This is a genomic window from Collinsella sp. wc0583, from assembly GCF_046116915.1.
GTDB lineage: Bacteria > Actinomycetota > Coriobacteriia > Coriobacteriales > Coriobacteriaceae > Collinsella.
This window is the reverse complement of the sequence record NZ_JBJXBN010000001.1, coordinates 374432-389521: the sequence shown is the minus strand read 5'-3', so window position 1 is coordinate 389521 and position 15090 is coordinate 374432. Positions and strand designations below refer to the sequence as shown.

The window sequence follows — 15090 nt, the reverse complement described above, 5'->3', positions numbered from 1 at the left end:
CGCCGGGCGCCTGCCGCTCGGGCCCGCTCCGCTTGCGGCCGCCTGGGCGGGCATCGTGCTGGGCAGCCTGCCCCTCTACGCGCTGGGGCTCGGCGTGGCCCTGCGCCTCGGCCGCAACGCCGCCATCGGCGCCGGCGCGGCGGGGGTGCTCCTCGCGTTCTTCTCAGTGGGCGGACTTGCGCACGGCCTCATGACCGGCGAGCTCACCGGTGCCCTGGCGACGCCCCTGAGCTGGGTGCCGCTCGCCTGGCCCGCGCGCCTGGGGTCGCTCGGGGTGGAGGCCTTCATCGACGCCGCACGCGCGGCGGGCCCTCTCCTCACGACTGCGCTCGCTGGCCTCGTGCTCGCCCTGGCAGCCGACGTCGTCCTTCTCGCCTGGTTCTGCCGCTTCGAGGACGGGAGGGCAGATGCGTAGGAGGCCGCTCGCCGCCGTGCTCGTCCTCCTCTCCGCAGCGCTCGTCCTGGGCGGGAATGCCCTGCTCGACGCCGGCTGGGGGTGGGCGCTGCACTCGATCGCCGACCGCGTGCTGCCCAACCCTGAAATCGCCATGTGGGCGCCCGCGCCCGAGCCCGGCAGCCACGCGAGCTCCTACGCCGACGCCACCGGGGCGGGGGCGAACTACGCCTACCTGGTGGACGCGGCGGACGACAGGGGCAATGTCCGAGAGCTCCAGCTTATCTTCTTCGGGCGGGAGTCGGACGGCGAGGGCTGGCTCGAGATCGAGGCGCGCGGCGGCTCGGGCGTGCGCTACCGCGCGTGCGACGCGGCCGAGGCGCCCGCGGCTGCGCGCGGGGCTCTGGACCGCTGAGCGCGGCGCTAGTACAATTCCGACGAGAGTTTCAGGAGGTCGAACATGGCGAGGATACTGGCAGTGGATGACGAACGGGCGATCCTCGACGCGCTCGCGCGCGTCCTCGGCCGCGACGGCCATGAGGTCGTCAAGGCGGCGGACCCGACGGCGGTCCCGGGGATGGACCTCTCGCGCTTCGACCTCGTGCTCTGCGACGTCATGATGCCGGGTCTCGACGGCTTCGAGCTCGTGCGGCAGATCCGCCCGGACTTCGACGGGCCCATCATCTTCCTGACCGCGCGCGTGGCCGAGGAGGACGCCGTGGCCGGCTACGGCCTGGGCGCCGACGACTACGTCCGCAAGCCCTTCGGGGCCGCGGAGCTGCGCGCCAAGGTCGCGGCCCATCTACGCCGTGAGCGCCGGCCGCGCTCGCACGCCCTCTCCTTCGGGGAGGTGCGGATCGACCTCGGGGCGCGCGGCCTCGCCGTGGGCGGCAAGGCCGTGCCGCTCACGCCCACCGAGTATGCCATCTGCGAGTACCTCGCCCGCCACCCCGGGCAGGTCATGAGCCGCGCGCAGATACGCGAGGCGGTGCTCGGCTGGGAGAGCGACGCCGACGACTCGGCCATATCCATGCAGGTCAGCCGCGCCCGGAGGAAACTCTCCGAGGCCGGCGCCGATCCGATCGCGACCGTCTGGGGGATGGGGTACAAGTGGCAGCTCTGAAGATCTGGGCGCGAGGTCGCGGGGGCATGCCGCTCTCCTTCGTCATCGCGCGCTACTTCGCCTACGCGTTCGCGGCGGTCGCCGCGGCGTGGCTCGCCTCGTTCATGGCGCTCTCCGCGGCGATCAACGCGGGCTTCGTCTACGAGGCAAGCTGGGGGCCGGCCAATGCGCGCGAGGTCGCGGAGGGCCTGGCACGCGACGGCGTCTGCGGGCAGCAGGACGTGCCGACGGCGTACCGCTACCTCATCCTGAACAAGGACGGATACGTGCTGATGACAGACCTCGAGGGCACGCGGCTCGAGGACGCGACGGAAATGGCCCGTGCGGCACTCGCCGCTGATCCGGGCACAGTGGAGATCGAGGGCGGGGGCTCGGGCCTCACCTACGCCGCGTTCCCGCTCAAGGGCGGCGGGGCCTGCGCGCTCGTCAGCGAGTACCTGCCGCAGTGGGTCTCGCGCGACCTCGCCGGCCTGCTTCCCAACCCGCAGAACCTCATGCTCGTCGGCGCCGCTGCGGGAAGCGCGCTCGCGCTCGCGCTCGTGGCGCGCCGCGCGAGCCGCGTGATCTCGCGCAAGATGGCGCCGCTCGCGGAGGCGGCGGGGCGCGTCGGCGCGGGGGAGCTCGACTTCGCGGTCGGCAGCACCAACGTGCGCGAGGTGAACGACGTCCTCGCCGCGATGGACGCCATGCGGACCTCCCTCGCCGAGTCGCTCGAGGCCCGCTGGGCCGCGGAGCGGGGGCAGCGCGAGCAGGTGGCGTCGCTCGCCCACGACCTCAAGACGCCGCTCACCGTGCTGCGCGCCAACGCCGACTTCGTGGCGGAGGAGCTGGAAGACGAGAAAGACGCCGACCTCGCGGCCGCCGCGCGCGACATAGCCGGCGGTGTCGAAAGGCTCGACGGCTACGTGCGCCTGCTCATCGAGGCCTCGCGCGGGTCCGGCGGGGCGGAGAGGGTCCCCATGCGGCCGGCCGAGCTCTGCGAACAGGTCCTCGCCGAGGCCGCCCAGATCGCCCGGGCGCGAGGCGTGACGCTCGACGCGGCCACGGGCCCCGCTGTCGCGGGCGCGCCCGAGGCCCCGCTCGACCGAACCGCCCTGGCGCGAGCCGCCGCGAACCTCGTGGCCAACGCCGCCGAGCACGCGCGCTCGCGCGTGGCTGTCTCCTGCGACGTCGCGGGCGGGCAGCTCGTCATCGAGGTTGCCGACGACGGACCGGGCTTCTCTCCCGCCGCCCTCGAACGCGGCTGCGAGCGCCTCTTCACAGACGACTCCTCCCGCTCCTCGCGCGACGGAGGCCGCCACTACGGGCTCGGCCTCCACGCCGCTTCCGAGGCCGCGAGCGCCCACGGGGGCTCCGTCTCGCTCGCCAACAGCCCCTCGGGCGGCGCGGTGGCCACCATCGCGGTCCCCCTGTGCGGGGCCTGACGACTCAGGCCCCGCGCACCGGCGTGGCTCGCAACCAAACGCTTCCCGGATAATTCATGAGGCCGTACTCGTATTCGAGCCTGCCTATCTCTGCGGCAAGCGCCTCCGTCATGTAGAAGGTTTTCGTGCGGCCCGTCGACTTCGCCAGGCGGTCGTACCTGTTCGCGAGGTCCTCGGGGGTTCTCAGGGCTGCGGTGGCGGTTGCCATGATGCACCTCCCGGTTAGATGTAATACGTGTATTACTTTCTATCACATCACCCGAACCCCGCACCGGCGTACGGTCGTATCTGCTTTTTTACCTTACATTTTGTCAACCGGCCCATGCTCGGCTTGTTCAGCCGGATTAAATCAACTGTTAAATCAATCCAGGCCTGTAGGGGGCGGTGGAAATCTTTCGAGGACTGGGGGCGCCGTCCCTGGGTCGGCTCCTCGATGGCCGCGGCTGAATTCCCCTGCCATCGGCTGCGTGGGTTCCGGCACGGGGTTCTGGCGCTGCTCGAACTGGGCGCAAGACTCGGCTGTTGGTCGTACCGGACGGCATACGTTTTGAGACCGGCAAGCTGATGCCGGCTCGAGGACAGCGGCCCGGTGCACCGGGCCGATCGATAGCGGTCTCAGGTTCACAGCGCAGCTTCTCAGGGCTCGCATATATAGGAAGACTTGATTGGCAATCGATTTTAATGAAGTCGGCAGCGCATGTCAGAGTTTTCAACAAATTTAACATGCCACCCTTTATATCCGCACGCGCGTAATTCAACTCATAAGGACCGGCTATCCCTTACCTGTGACACAATCTCAAACGCACAGAACAGAATCATCAGTCCAATCATCGCATAAGAGGCAGCCGAACCTTCAAGCACTATTCCACAAAGAACAATCTCCGCGCCGCCAATAAGAACTGTTATCAGGCGCTCTGCCTTTTTGCTCTCGCCGCTCGCATAAAAAGGCGGCAAAGCGCACAAGATCACATATAGCCCGGGAAGGGAATACAGGATCGATAGTCCAAGCCCCCCATCAACCGCAGTGTTTTGCGTAAGAATCAACTGAACCCAAACGGCAATTATCACTGAGCAGGTTGTCGATAAAAGAAGACTAGAAATATAGCACGCAACAAAGTCCCGTCGCATTCGAACAGAGAAATCCGCGAACTCTCTTCGCCGCGTGGAAACAATAAGGTACACAGAAATTGCAATAGAACCAATCAGAGAAAACAGCGGAACAACCAGCAATTCAAGCTTATTACCCCATCGATCAACCACACCCCCACTCCAATGAGCGGGAATTGTATCAGGGAGGACTGACCAAGCCGCCCATAGAATCAGAAATGGAAGAATAGAGAGGATGAAAGATGATAACACTGCAGTAATTTTTTTTGAGGCTCTCATCGATTCCGCATCTCCTTGCGCGCCCACATTCCACTCCGCCTTAAATCAAGTATACGTTTTGAGACCGGCAAGCTGATGCCGGCTCGAGGACAGCGGCCCGGTGCACCGGGCCGATCGATAGCGGTCTCAGGTTCACAGCGCAGTTTCTTGGGGCTCGCATATATAGGAAGACTTGATCGGCAATCGATTTTAATGAAGTCGACAGCGCATGTCAGAGCTTTCAGCAAACCGCAGGTAAATTCGTATACCAAAAATTGGTACACGGATTTACCTGCGATGTTCATGCTTGGTCAAAAGCCCATCAAGCGATATATCCATTATTTTAATGCGCGCGCCTGAGCTTTTGGCTGAAGTGGCAGTCCGACCGCCGGCAGGCGGCCACGCTATGTCCAAAGGCCACGCCTACTCCCAGTGCCCGGCTACGTCGACGACCCAGTGCTGCCCGTCGAGTTCCTGCCGCAGAGCTACATCAGGGACGTCTTATTGGGGGACGACCACATGGAACCCCGGGAGATCAAGCTGTACGGCTGATCCATCCGTCAACAACATGTCAAAGCCCCAAAATCCAACAGGATCGCGAACGAGGGGATGAATTGACCGCCCGGGTATTTGCGCCCGGGCGGTCAATTTTATCAACCATGGGTTCGATTCTGTGAGGCCATTTTTCTGACATCCGCCGTCTGCTCCGGTCTCAACGCACCCATCGACCGTTCAGTAATCTTTGCGAACGCGACCACGTGCGCATTTGTCGAACAATCAAATGTCCGACAATGTCTGACGGAGCTGTCAGGCATTCACGCACGAACAGGCGAGCTTCGCGAGCGATTGTAGGCAACTAGTAGCCCCAGCTGCGTCTTTGGCGCAGGTTCGACGTCTGACATCTTGAATGTCTGACGTTGAACGAAGCTGGTTGATAACAAGCAGGTGGAATAAACATGGAGCCCGACACCTCTCGCCCATTCGGCGCGCGGCAAGGGTCTGGCCCATCTCATATGTTGCCAACGCTAACGGTGAACCTGAGCACCAGGGCACATTCTTTGTTGGCTGAAACCGGCATAGCAACTAGCGGAAGGCATCATCGAAGGAGTGTGCTGGAAAGCACCCGTCTCCTTAACTGTTAGAAATGCAAGTAAATAATCTATGTGGTCAATATAATACCGTTGAACCCGCATATCGATACCGCTCAGCCATTCGCCTCGCCCCCATCGCACGCATCTTCATTCGGTCTGTCATTATTAATCTAACGATGCTTTGAGAAATGTAGGTGCTTCTAAATGTACTGTCGACTTCTTCTCAAACTAATCCTAAGAGACAGGGCCGTATGGATCTCTACGCTCGTTCTTGCCGCAGCCTTCTCCATCCCCATTGCGTTCAATTCACCCATTTACGGCCCCTTCTTTATGAAGCAGGGCATGCAGGGCTTTGTCGACGCATTCAATACGCGCGCACCCCAAGCCAACGGCATAGATCTATCGCCAGAGCAGCAAGTCGACGCGGAGCTTGCAAGATACGCGAACGCCGCCCTTGCCGCTCAAACCGACGCCGCCTTTCTCGACTCTGCCGAGAGCTACTACGCGCTCATGGACGAAGGCTTCCAATCCGGATCCATCGTGGGAGACCGAGAGACCAATGACGCGGAGCTCGCATATTGCCGTGCCCTGAGCAGCTCCGGCATCACGGATATCCCGGCCTCCGCAAACGACCTGCCATTCCTTTCCTTCCTGCCTTACGCCATTGCCACGGCGCCGTCTTTCCTCCCCTTCATCCCCTTCCTTCTCTCGTCGATACTCGTGCTCGGCGCCACAAGGCCCGGGACCCTGGCGGCGAAGGCGCCCGTGCCCAAATTCCGGCGCCTTATCCAGACCGTGTTTTCGATAATCGCCGCGGGGACCGCGATGCTCCTCGCCAGCCTCGCACCCGGGGGCATTTACGCCTTGGCCCTAAACGGCTTCGGGCAAATTGGGTACCCGATCGCCTTCTTCCATGACGGCGCGCTTGCCACCACGACCGCGGGAAACGTCTTCACAGCCCTGCTTATCGCGCTGCTTGCGGGCGGAACCTTGATATCCGTTTGCTCCGCCGTCCTATCGACCGCAACGAGGCGCGTCCTCGCGGGCCCCCTTACCTCCGCGCTGCTTGTCGCGGCCCCGGCATTCCCGTTACTGTCCGATTCGGCACTGGAGCATAACGCCGCGCTCAATCTCCTGCCGCTGGCCGTATTCTCGCCTATCGAGGCAACGGGTTACGTAGGATGCTTCCCGACAGAATTCATTGGCTCCGGTTCAGGCAGCGCATCGATGCTTGCCGTGGCCCTGGCATACGTCGCGGTCCTTTTTGCGGTCGGCGCCGTTGCGACACGTTCGCCCAAACAGCCTGGACCCGCGAAAAAGCACCATGGGCTCGAGCTTCTGGACGCGAGCGTGGGATACGGAAGCACGACGATACTTTCAATCGGATCGCTTTTCCTGAGCCCGGGAACGGCGGCGGGCCTCGTTGCTCCCAACGGCTCGGGGAAAACCACCCTTCTTGAAGCGCTGTCGGGCCAATTTCCCACCCGCATCCGCTCGGGAAGCCTGGCGGCAGACGGAATCTGCCAACGTCGATCAGCCGAATTTGCAGAACTCGTCTACCTGAGCTCTTCGGGCAGCGCGGATCTCTATCCCACGCTATCGGCCATCGAGCACCTTGCTTTCGTTAGGGAGGCGTGGAAATCGGCCGCCGACATCGACTCGCTCTGCAGCTCCCTCGGAATCTCCCCATATCTCGACAAGCCGACCCGTAAACTCTCGACAGGAATGAAGCAGCAGGTAAAGCTTGCCATGGCGATAGCGACCGATTGCCCGTACCTCATCCTCGATGAACCGCTGAACGGCCTCGATCCGGGAAAACGGAAAACCTCCTGCGACGCGATGCGCAGCGAAGTGGCGCGGGGACGCAGCGTGCTCATTTCAAGCCATCTACTCGACGACCTGGCAGACCTCACCAACTCGTTCTACTTCATCGAGGCCGGCACGCTCGTGGAAAAGATCAAGTCGTCCTCGCAGACGCTCAAGCAGGAATACCTCGATACATACGAGGGAGGTGAATGACATGATAGGCAAGAGCTATGCAAAGATAGCGATTGTTGGCTTTGTACTTTGTCTTGCAATGGTGCTATGTGCATCATTTGCGAGGTATAGGTCCGAGCAGTCGTTCATCGATGGCGCTGAAAATGGGTTTGGCATAGACGGGATGTATGTCAACGATGGCGCGACCAGGCCGTCTATGGCGATTCTTGCAGGCGAAGACATGGAATGGCAAATCTGTAATGACGATGGCTCTTGTCTGAGTGGTCGTTTGGCCGCAACGAGCGACCCGAATTCGTTTGATCTTCTCGACAATGATGGATCGGATTGCGGTTCAGTTCACCTGTCGTATGCATCACGAGATGGGATGGACGGCATTCTCTACGTCTCCCATGAGTCTGGCGATTTCAAGATGCGCAGGACTAACCGAGTGCCGGCTTTTTTCGAGGAGTGAGAATTCCCGGCGGTCTGCCGATCAGGCCGCCGGGGTATTGAACCCCGCATTCATCCGTACACACACGGATGAATGCGGGAAGTGTCCGGATGAAGTTGATAATCAAGGAAACAAAGTCGTTCTTCCTGGGACGGCTTTGGCCTGGACTTTAACTACAACATCGCAATCGACACTTATCAGCTCGCGCAACGCGCATGGCCAGATCTCGGACGCTGGTGCATGGAGGACCTTCGAGATTTGCTGGACATCCAAAACGACGACGCACACCGCGTGCTCGCCGACTGCGAAGACGAGATGGCTGTCTACAATGCGATCAGAAACGGCGTGAAGTCGGGAGAGCTTTCTGTGGAACCGCCGCGCCGTCACGCGAGCCGACCGGGCAACCCGGGCAATCTGGTCCCGGCTCTCCCGGTCGTATTCCTACGATATCGCCCCTAGATCACCAATGTGTCAGATAAAGAATGAGGCAATGGTTATGATCACGCCTACGGCAGATGCAACGACTACGCCTTTTTTCCTCTCCTTTAGTCCGACGAATAGGGTTGCCGTAAAGTAAAGGGCGGAAATGCAGTCTATGGCAAGCAAAACGAGTTCCTTGGGCGGTTTCAGCAAAAGGTCGCTAGCAAAGAGTAATGCAAGCAGGGCAAAGCCGATTGTGTTCAAGTATCTCGATTGATTTTGCGACAACATGGCAACTTCCTTTCAGAACATGCAAATGAAAAGTCGGTACGATGTCATTGCGGTTGCAAAAAAGCCGCCGCTAGGACCGGTTGTCACGAGACCGGCGATAACTTCAGCGGTGCCAACAAGCTAGAGATCGCGCAGGCAAGCCTCCTCCTTCGCGTTCAGCTTGACCTTGTGAGGGACGGGGCGGTTATTTGCAGATCCGTGAGAAACGCCCACGCCTTGGAATATGAATCCGCGCAGCGCTCGCGCTCAAAAAAGGGATATATCGTAATTTTCGTCGTAATTGACTCCGACGTAGATCTCGCTGCTCTCGGCGGGAGATCCCTCGTCGGCATGGGCTGCCGCAACGGGTACAAATGGTGTCATGACAAGGGCGGGGCAAAGAGTTGCTGAGACGATGGAGGGTAGGCATTTCTTCATGGCTGGCTCCTTAATCTGGCCTTTGATAGTTACTCGATGTTGCCTCCTTCCGCTTTATATCCGTTGTATTCGGCGTATTTCTTTAATAAGGCAAGAGGTTCTTCCTCTCCTTCGGATGGGCCGATGATGTTTCCTTGATCATCCAGTATGAATACGGACGGAATATGCTCAAGTTCATATTGGTCATACACGGTCTTATCTTAATCTATGTATATGGGAAAGTCTCCTTCATGGACCGAGGCTTCGTTTTGAAATGGGGTGCCGCTTCGATTCGTTCCGGACGCGGATGTGGACGTAGCTGGTCTCAGTGCCAAGTGCGATTTCAGTGCTGTATATGACTTAACGGGAATGTCCGAGCAGTGCCGGAGTCTCCATCTGGATTGTTCCGACTGGAACATCAGCCCGAATACACTGCATAGCGACTCCGACAAGAACGTCCCCGGCGTAATCCTTCCCAAGGCATGGCAATAGCCAAGATGCCGCAGCGGCAAGACAAAGACAGATTCCCGCGATAACCCTACGCTCAGCTCGTTTCTATTCACCCTGAGCGAAGGGAGTGTCGCATATGCATGCAGCGGCGCAGAACCTCCGGGGGGGGGTATCTCCTAGAGGTATCCGCCTCCGGAGGCCAAGGAATCATCGAGTACGTCCTGATCATCGCGGTCATCGGCCTGGTGATCGTGTTCGCGGGACCCGGCGTGGCCGGAGCCATCCGCAACCAGTTCAACCTGGTCGGCAACACGGTGAACAATGGGACGGTTGGCGGCGTCGAGGGAGGCGCATCCGGCGGAGGGTCTGCAGGTACCGATTCCGCGACCGTCCAGGCGGCTATCGCCAAGGACGCGAAGGACTGGACCCTCGAAGAGCAGAAGGCCGTGGCCGAGGACATCGCCGCGAAGGGCGAGGCATCGTCCGCCTTCGCCAAGGCGGAGGCCGCGATGAATGCAGGGACGAAGTTCTCGATGAAGCTCACCGATGGTCAGACGCTCGAGTACAAGATTATCGGCATCAACCACGATGACTTGGCCGATGGTAGCGGCAAGACGGGCCTGACGTTCCTCGCCGCCTCGACGGGTATCAAATCTCGCGTGAACGCCACCAACACCAATGCCGGTGGCTGGGAGAAGTCGGAACTCCGCGCGAAGATTAACTCCGGCGAGATCTGGAACCTGATGCCCTCCGATTTCCAATCCAAGGTGAAGCCGGTCAGGAAGCTGACGAACAACGTTGATGGAACCGACAAGAATGCCGCCGTGACGGCGACCTCGGACAAGCTGTTCATGCTCAGTTATTCCGAAATCGTCGAGACCCCTTATAGCGGCTGGTCTGGTTATTCTTGGATCGGAAACGAAGGAACCCAGTACGAGGCCTTCAAGGGTAAGGTGACGAACAATTATTCGGGTAACGATTGCCTGAGTGTTGGCGTCGCTTGGTGGGAGCGTTCCTTGAATCCGAGCGCCTCTGCGCTCTTCCTCTATGTCAACAGCAACGGCGATCCGTCGTACAACTACGTCGCGACGAACTCGAATCGCGTCTGCCCAGCTTGGTGCTTCTAGATTCATCTGTTAAGCCCGCACGGCCTGTGCGGGCTTTTCTTTTGGCGGTTACTCGAACGGTTTGATGTTTGTGGCATAGGTTATCGGTTTGAGGAGAAATGGGGTCACACAGCGGCTCTCAGAGCGCCTGCCGCACTCCCCCGCCATTACTCCTGCGGCATCCTCGTATAGAGCCCATCCCGCTTGGCGTTTCGTTGCAACAGCTCACTTGTCCATCGATCAAGTGAACTACTGGAATAAATACAGCGACACGCTTGTTCGTTACAGTCGCTATATCTACGTAAATCGCCGCGATAAATACAGCCTGTATTCGGCTGTATACCAGCTACGCGTATGTAGATTCATATCGCGTTAATAAATCGGCTCAAGCGCGTGCAAAACGCGCAAGTAGCCGCAAAAGGCGATTATCGCGTAGGTAGATTTTTGGCACCCTATTGCTTACTGAAAATTAAACAATTGCTTAAAACAAAAAAGGTCAGGCACTAGGTGCCTGACCTGCAAACTTCTGGTCGGGACGACTGGATTCGAACCAGCGACCCCTTGACCCCCAGTCAAGTGCGCTACCAAGCTGCGCCACGTCCCGAAGCTTTTGTTTGTTGCGCTGCTCTCGCTCGCAACAGGGAGTATATTAACCCGAAACTTTGCCCTTGTGCAAGAACTTTTTTACAAATTTTGAAGCAAGTCCAAAATTGTATCCGCGAGCTGGGGTTTTGTTAGAACGGGAAGTTCTTGCGTACCCGCTGTGCTCACGATCCAGGCCTTGTTGGTATCGGTTCCAAAGCCCGAATCGGCGCGCGAGACATCGTTGGCGATAATGGCGTCGCAACCCTTGCGGGCGAGCTTTCGCCGAGCGTACTCCACGACGTTATCGGTCTCAGCCGCAAAGCCGATCACGCACCGCTCCCCCTTTTGGCGCGAAAGCTCGGCCAAGATATCGACTGTCTCGACCAGTTCAATGCCATCCAGGCGCTCGTTAGCCTTTTTGAGCTTATGGTCGGCAGGGGCTGCGGGGGTGTAGTCGGCGACGGCTGCGGCACAAATGGCCGCATCGGCCGTCTGAAAGGCGCCCAGCGCAGCCTGCAGCATCTCTGCGGCGGTCTGCACGCGCACGCACTCCACGCCGCGGGGAACATCGAGCGATGTCGGGCCCAGCACAAGCGTGACCGCAGCTCCGCGGCGAGTGGCCTCCCCCGCCAGGGCGATGCCCATCTTGCCCGATGACCGGTTGCCGATAAAGCGTACGGGGTCGATCGGCTCGTGCGTGGGGCCGGCGGTAATCACGATGCGCTTACCTGCCAGGTCCTGAGGCGCGGGGGCGAGTACCTCGCAGACGGTCTCGACGATGTCCTCGGGCTCGCTCATGCGTCCCGTGTCCACGTCGCCGCAGGCAAGGTAGCCACTGCCGGGTCCCACCACATGGACGCCACGGTCGCGCAACGTGACCATGTTGGCCTGCGTCGCCGGCGCCTTCCACATGCCGTTGTTCATAGCGGGTGCGATCACGATGGGTCGCGGCGTGGCAAGCAGCGTGGTGGAGATGAGGTCATCGGCGATACCGTTTGCCATCTTGGCGATGATATTGGCCGTCGCGGGCGCCACGACCACCAGATCGGGCTCCTGCGCGAGCGAAATGTGGTGGATGGGGTCGGAGGGGTCGTCGAACAGACCTACAGCGACCGGCTCGTTGGTGAGCGCGCGGAAGGTGAGCGGGCCTACAAACTCGGTGGCATGCTCGCTCATAACGACCTTGATGCGTGCGCCGCGCTTTTGCAGCAGGCGCACGATATTGCACGACTTATAGGCGGCGATCCCGCCGGTAATGCCCAGCAGGATCGTTTTTCCCTCAAGTTGCATTGAATTGTTGGGTGCCGCCGTCATCGTTAGGCTTCCTTGTTGGGGAGTACGAGCAGGCGGTGGCAGTACGGGCAGTGCGTAATCTCACTACCGTCGTGGTTGAGGTCGCTCATGGACGACGCCTGCAGCGCGGTGTGGCAGACCGTGGGGATGTTGCCCTTGATGGTCTCGACGGCCAGGCCGCGGAACTGCTTGAGCAGGTGCTCGTAATCGGCGAGCACATCGGCGGGCAGCGTGGCGGCAAGCGCGGTGCGCTCCTTGGTGGCGGCATCAATCTGAGCCTGGAGGTCGGTGGCCTTGGCGCGGGCGGCCTTGGTATCGGCCTTCACGCCCTCCTCGAACTTGGCGATGATGGCCTGCGCGCGAGCCTCGCGGTCGAGCGCCTCCTTGTGGGCGACGACGACATCTTTGCGGGTGTGCTCAATCTTGTCCAGACGCTTGGCCAGGGTGGCGAGCTCGTTTTCCAGGTCCTGAACCTCGCGGTAGTCAGATCCGTCAACGTGACGCTTCTTGGCGGCCTCGATGGCGTTATTGGTCTGGATCTCGGTAGTGTTGAGGTCGTCGAGCTCAATGTCCAGATCCTTGCGCTGGGCGTAGAGCTTGGTCATCTCGGCCTTGAGCTTAACGTAGGTCTTACGCTTGGAAGCGAGCTCCTTGAGCTCCGGCATATTGGCAAGTTCGCTCTTGTTGCGGGCGAGCTCCAAATCGATCTGTTGCAGCTTGAGTAGCGTAGCGCCGGCGCTCATAAGTTCTCTCCTTTTGTCACAGTCCACCATTGGCAAGGGTTCAGTATTTTAATCGCATGACGGGGGTCGACCCCGGCATCAACTGCAGAGTTCATCAATATATCAACGAACGGCTCCTCGGAGCGGTCGTGGCCGAGCAAGATTACCGGTAGCCCGCGCAAGGCCAGGTCCTGCGCCACGTGGTAGCCCGTCTCGCCCGTCACGACAACGTCTGCGCCCGCGGCGATGGCGAGCTCTCCGAAGTCGCCTAGGGAGCCGCCCAAAATGGCGACGGTCCTGCACGGGCGATTGGCCTCGCCCCACACGCGGGGGTCACTGCCAAACGCCGTAGCGGCGCGCGCGGCAAGGTCGCGCAGGCTGCAGGGGTCGTTGAACGCCGCAAGGGCGCCCAGGCCGCAAGCCTCGGGGTCGTCCACATGCTCCAGCGAGCTCATGGGCTCAGCGCCCAGCAACTTACTTAGGCGAACACGCGCTTCGTGCGAGCGGTCCAGGTTGGTGTGAAGCGAGATGATGCTCACGCCGCAACGAGCTGCCTCGTACAGCGCAGCGCTGCACTGGGGTCGCGCGGAATCGGCCGGACAAAAGGCCTCGGGCGCCTTGATATAGATGGGATGATGCGTCAGCAGCACGTTAGCGCCGGCCTCGAGAGCGCGATGCACGTTGGCCTCGGTCGCGTCGAGTGCGCAGGCAACACCGGTGATCTTGGCAGCAGGGTCTCCCACAGATAGCCCAACATGATCCCAGCCCTCGGCGTACGCCTTGGGGTAGCGCGCCAGCAGGGCACGTTCAAGCTCGGAGACGATCATGCGGCACCTACGATCGAGAGCAGCGTCTGGGCAAATTCGTCCAGATCGGCCGGATTCACGCGGTCATCGAAGGAGATACGCAGTGCGCCCAGAGCCTGCTCGCGACCGATGCCCATCGCGCTCAAAACGTGGCTGGGGTCCATGCTGCCACTCGAGCATGCCGAGCCTGCCGATACCTCAAAGCCGGCGGCGTCAAGCTTGATGATGAGCTCCTCGGAGTCCATGCCGTCAATGTAGATCGATACCATGCCGGGCAGACGGTCGGCCTGTGCGTAGTCGCCCATGGTGGCGTGAATGCGCGGATGGGCCGTAAGCATGGTGTAGAGCTTGTCGGAAAGGGCTTGCAGCTTCTCGCGCTCCTGGGCCACATGGGGCGCGAGCGTGCGAGCGGAAGCGGCAAAGGCCAGCTGTGTGCGCAGGTCCTGCGTGCCGGCGCGACGTCCGGCTTCCTGTCCGCCGCCAAAGATGCGGGGGCGCAGCGGCGTGCGGGTCTTAACGTAGAGCGCGCCGGAGGCAACGGGACCGCCAATTTTGTGGGCTGCGACGGACATGGCGTCGACGCCCAGCTGGGTGACATCGAGCGGAATATGCAGATAGCCCTGGATGGCATCGGTATGGAACAGTGCGCCCACGGTATGCGCGGCGGCGGCAAGCTCGCGGATGGGCTGCACCACGCCGGTCTCGTTGTTGGCGACCATGATGCTCACGAGCGCCACGTCGTCGCCGAGCAAGTCACTCAGCGCGTCAGGCTCGATGTAGCCCGCGCGGCAGGGCTGCACCAGGTCGACGGTAAAGCCGGCGGCACGCAGCAGCGGCAGGTTGTCCAGGATCGAATCGTGCTCGATGGCAGATACGATAACGCGGTTACGCTTGCGGTCGCGCTGACGAGCGCCCTCGGCAAGACCGAGGAGCGCCAGCTGGTTGGCCTCGGTGCCGCCGTTGGTCAGGACGATCTCGGACGGGCGAACGCGTGCGCCAAAGCTGCGGGCGATCTCGCGACGTGCGGCCTCCAGGCGTGCGGCGGCCTTGCGACCGAGCGAGTGCAGCGAGTTGGGGTTGACGCCCGCAAGCTCACTATCGTCGTATTCGCGCTGCGCAAGGAGCGCCTCGGCGCGCATGGGCGTCGAGGCGGCATAGTCAAGATTCACGGGTATGCGGTTTTGACCTGCGGTCAT

Annotated in this window: 14 protein-coding genes, 1 tRNA gene and 1 pseudogene; 8 read left to right on the top strand and 8 right to left on the bottom strand. The window is 61.0% G+C overall.

Annotation, left to right across the window (positions count from 1 at the left end; translation table 11 throughout):
- The 4 genes and pseudogenes from ACKUUJ_RS01730 to ACKUUJ_RS01715 form a co-directional block, all read left to right on the top strand.
- Positions 1 to 415 (top strand): annotated as a pseudogene (locus tag ACKUUJ_RS01730) (lantibiotic ABC transporter permease); the annotation flags it as partial.
- A 16-nt stretch (positions 416 to 431) separates the two neighbouring features.
- A complete protein-coding gene (locus ACKUUJ_RS01725) occupies positions 432 to 809 on the top strand; it encodes a hypothetical protein (RefSeq protein ID WP_409064456.1) in 378 nt (125 codons plus the stop codon).
- Between the two features lie 45 nt (positions 810 to 854).
- Positions 855 to 1517: a response regulator transcription factor gene (locus ACKUUJ_RS01720; RefSeq protein ID WP_409064455.1), complete on the top strand. Its 663-nt coding sequence runs from the start codon at positions 855 to 857 to the stop codon at positions 1515 to 1517.
- Positions 1505 to 2941 carry a sensor histidine kinase gene (locus ACKUUJ_RS01715; protein ID WP_409064454.1) on the top strand — a complete coding sequence of 479 codons (1437 nt, stop codon included), beginning with the start codon at positions 1505 to 1507 and terminating at the stop codon, positions 2939 to 2941. The genes ACKUUJ_RS01720 and ACKUUJ_RS01715 overlap by 13 nt, the downstream gene beginning before the upstream one ends.
- 4 nt (positions 2942 to 2945) lie before the next feature.
- On the opposite strand, the gene ACKUUJ_RS01710 is transcribed toward ACKUUJ_RS01715, so the two are convergent.
- Positions 2946 to 3149, bottom strand: a complete 204-nt coding sequence (locus tag ACKUUJ_RS01710; protein ID WP_409064453.1) for a hypothetical protein — start codon at positions 3147 to 3149, stop codon at positions 2946 to 2948.
- 551 nt (positions 3150 to 3700) lie between these two features.
- Positions 3701 to 4354: a DUF1648 domain-containing protein gene (locus tag ACKUUJ_RS01705; RefSeq protein WP_349076881.1), complete on the bottom strand. Its 654-nt coding sequence runs from the start codon at positions 4352 to 4354 to the stop codon at positions 3701 to 3703.
- Between the two features lie 1385 nt (positions 4355 to 5739).
- On the opposite strand from ACKUUJ_RS01705, the gene ACKUUJ_RS01700 reads away from it, so the two are divergent.
- From ACKUUJ_RS01700 to ACKUUJ_RS01690, 3 genes are all read left to right on the top strand, one after another.
- A complete protein-coding gene (locus ACKUUJ_RS01700; RefSeq protein ID WP_409064452.1) occupies positions 5740 to 7416 on the top strand; it encodes an ATP-binding cassette domain-containing protein in 1677 nt (558 codons plus the stop codon).
- 1 nt (position 7417) lies between these two features.
- Positions 7418 to 7846, top strand: a complete 429-nt coding sequence (locus ACKUUJ_RS01695; RefSeq protein WP_195535155.1) for a hypothetical protein — start codon at positions 7418 to 7420, stop codon at positions 7844 to 7846.
- A gap of 219 nt (positions 7847 to 8065) precedes the next feature.
- Positions 8066 to 8284: a hypothetical protein gene (locus ACKUUJ_RS01690; protein WP_409064451.1), complete on the top strand. Its 219-nt coding sequence runs from the start codon at positions 8066 to 8068 to the stop codon at positions 8282 to 8284.
- 12 nt (positions 8285 to 8296) lie between these two features.
- Here the strand turns inward: ACKUUJ_RS01690 and ACKUUJ_RS01685 are convergent, their stop codons facing one another.
- Complete coding sequence (locus ACKUUJ_RS01685) at positions 8297 to 8536, bottom strand: hypothetical protein (RefSeq protein ID WP_409064450.1); 240 nt, start codon at positions 8534 to 8536, stop codon at positions 8297 to 8299.
- Positions 8537 to 9651: 1115 nt separating this feature from the next.
- Here ACKUUJ_RS01685 and ACKUUJ_RS01680 point away from each other — a divergent pair.
- Positions 9652 to 10509: a DUF6273 domain-containing protein gene (locus tag ACKUUJ_RS01680; protein ID WP_409064449.1), complete on the top strand. Its 858-nt coding sequence runs from the start codon at positions 9652 to 9654 to the stop codon at positions 10507 to 10509.
- A 506-nt stretch (positions 10510 to 11015) separates the two neighbouring features.
- Here ACKUUJ_RS01680 and ACKUUJ_RS01675 read toward each other — a convergent pair.
- The 5 genes from ACKUUJ_RS01675 to ACKUUJ_RS01655 form a co-directional block, all read right to left on the bottom strand.
- A tRNA-Pro gene (locus ACKUUJ_RS01675) sits at positions 11016 to 11092 on the bottom strand.
- An 80-nt stretch (positions 11093 to 11172) separates the two neighbouring features.
- Positions 11173 to 12387 (bottom strand): bifunctional phosphopantothenoylcysteine decarboxylase/phosphopantothenate--cysteine ligase CoaBC, encoded by a 1215-nt coding sequence (coaBC, locus tag ACKUUJ_RS01670; RefSeq protein ID WP_409064448.1) that lies wholly within the window; start codon positions 12385 to 12387, stop codon positions 11173 to 11175.
- Between the two features lie 2 nt (positions 12388 to 12389).
- Entirely contained in the window at positions 12390 to 13109 is a 720-nt protein-coding gene (locus ACKUUJ_RS01665; protein WP_409064447.1) for a zinc ribbon domain-containing protein, read from the bottom strand.
- Positions 13106 to 13915, bottom strand: coding sequence for a Nif3-like dinuclear metal center hexameric protein (locus tag ACKUUJ_RS01660; protein ID WP_409064446.1), 810 nt, complete (start codon positions 13913 to 13915; stop codon positions 13106 to 13108). Before ACKUUJ_RS01660 ends, ACKUUJ_RS01665 begins: the two co-directional genes overlap by 4 nt.
- Entirely contained in the window at positions 13912 to 15090 is a 1179-nt protein-coding gene (locus tag ACKUUJ_RS01655; RefSeq protein WP_409064445.1) for a cysteine desulfurase family protein, read from the bottom strand. Before ACKUUJ_RS01655 ends, ACKUUJ_RS01660 begins: the two co-directional genes overlap by 4 nt.

Bases quoted from the DNA above. Each gene is read 5' to 3' on its own strand.
- ACKUUJ_RS01655 (WP_409064445.1), bottom strand. From the start codon at position 15,090: ATGACCGCAGGTCAAAACCGCATACCCGTGAATCTTGACTATGCCGCC.
- ACKUUJ_RS01720 (WP_409064455.1), top strand. From the start codon at position 855: ATGGCGAGGATACTGGCAGTGGATGACGAACGGGCGATCCTCGACGCG.
- ACKUUJ_RS01700 (WP_409064452.1), top strand. From the start codon at position 5,740: ATGCAGGGCTTTGTCGACGCATTCAATACGCGCGCACCCCAAGCCAAC.
- coaBC (WP_409064448.1), bottom strand. From the start codon at position 12,387: ATGACGGCGGCACCCAACAATTCAATGCAACTTGAGGGAAAAACGATC.
- ACKUUJ_RS01660 (WP_409064446.1), bottom strand. From the start codon at position 13,915: ATGATCGTCTCCGAGCTTGAACGTGCCCTGCTGGCGCGCTACCCCAAG.
- ACKUUJ_RS01685 (WP_409064450.1), bottom strand. From the start codon at position 8,536: ATGTTGTCGCAAAATCAATCGAGATACTTGAACACAATCGGCTTTGCC.
- ACKUUJ_RS01690 (WP_409064451.1), top strand. From the start codon at position 8,066: ATGGAGGACCTTCGAGATTTGCTGGACATCCAAAACGACGACGCACAC.
- ACKUUJ_RS01695 (WP_195535155.1), top strand. From the start codon at position 7,418: ATGATAGGCAAGAGCTATGCAAAGATAGCGATTGTTGGCTTTGTACTT.
- ACKUUJ_RS01665 (WP_409064447.1), bottom strand. From the start codon at position 13,109: ATGAGCGCCGGCGCTACGCTACTCAAGCTGCAACAGATCGATTTGGAG.
- ACKUUJ_RS01710 (WP_409064453.1), bottom strand. From the start codon at position 3,149: ATGGCAACCGCCACCGCAGCCCTGAGAACCCCCGAGGACCTCGCGAAC.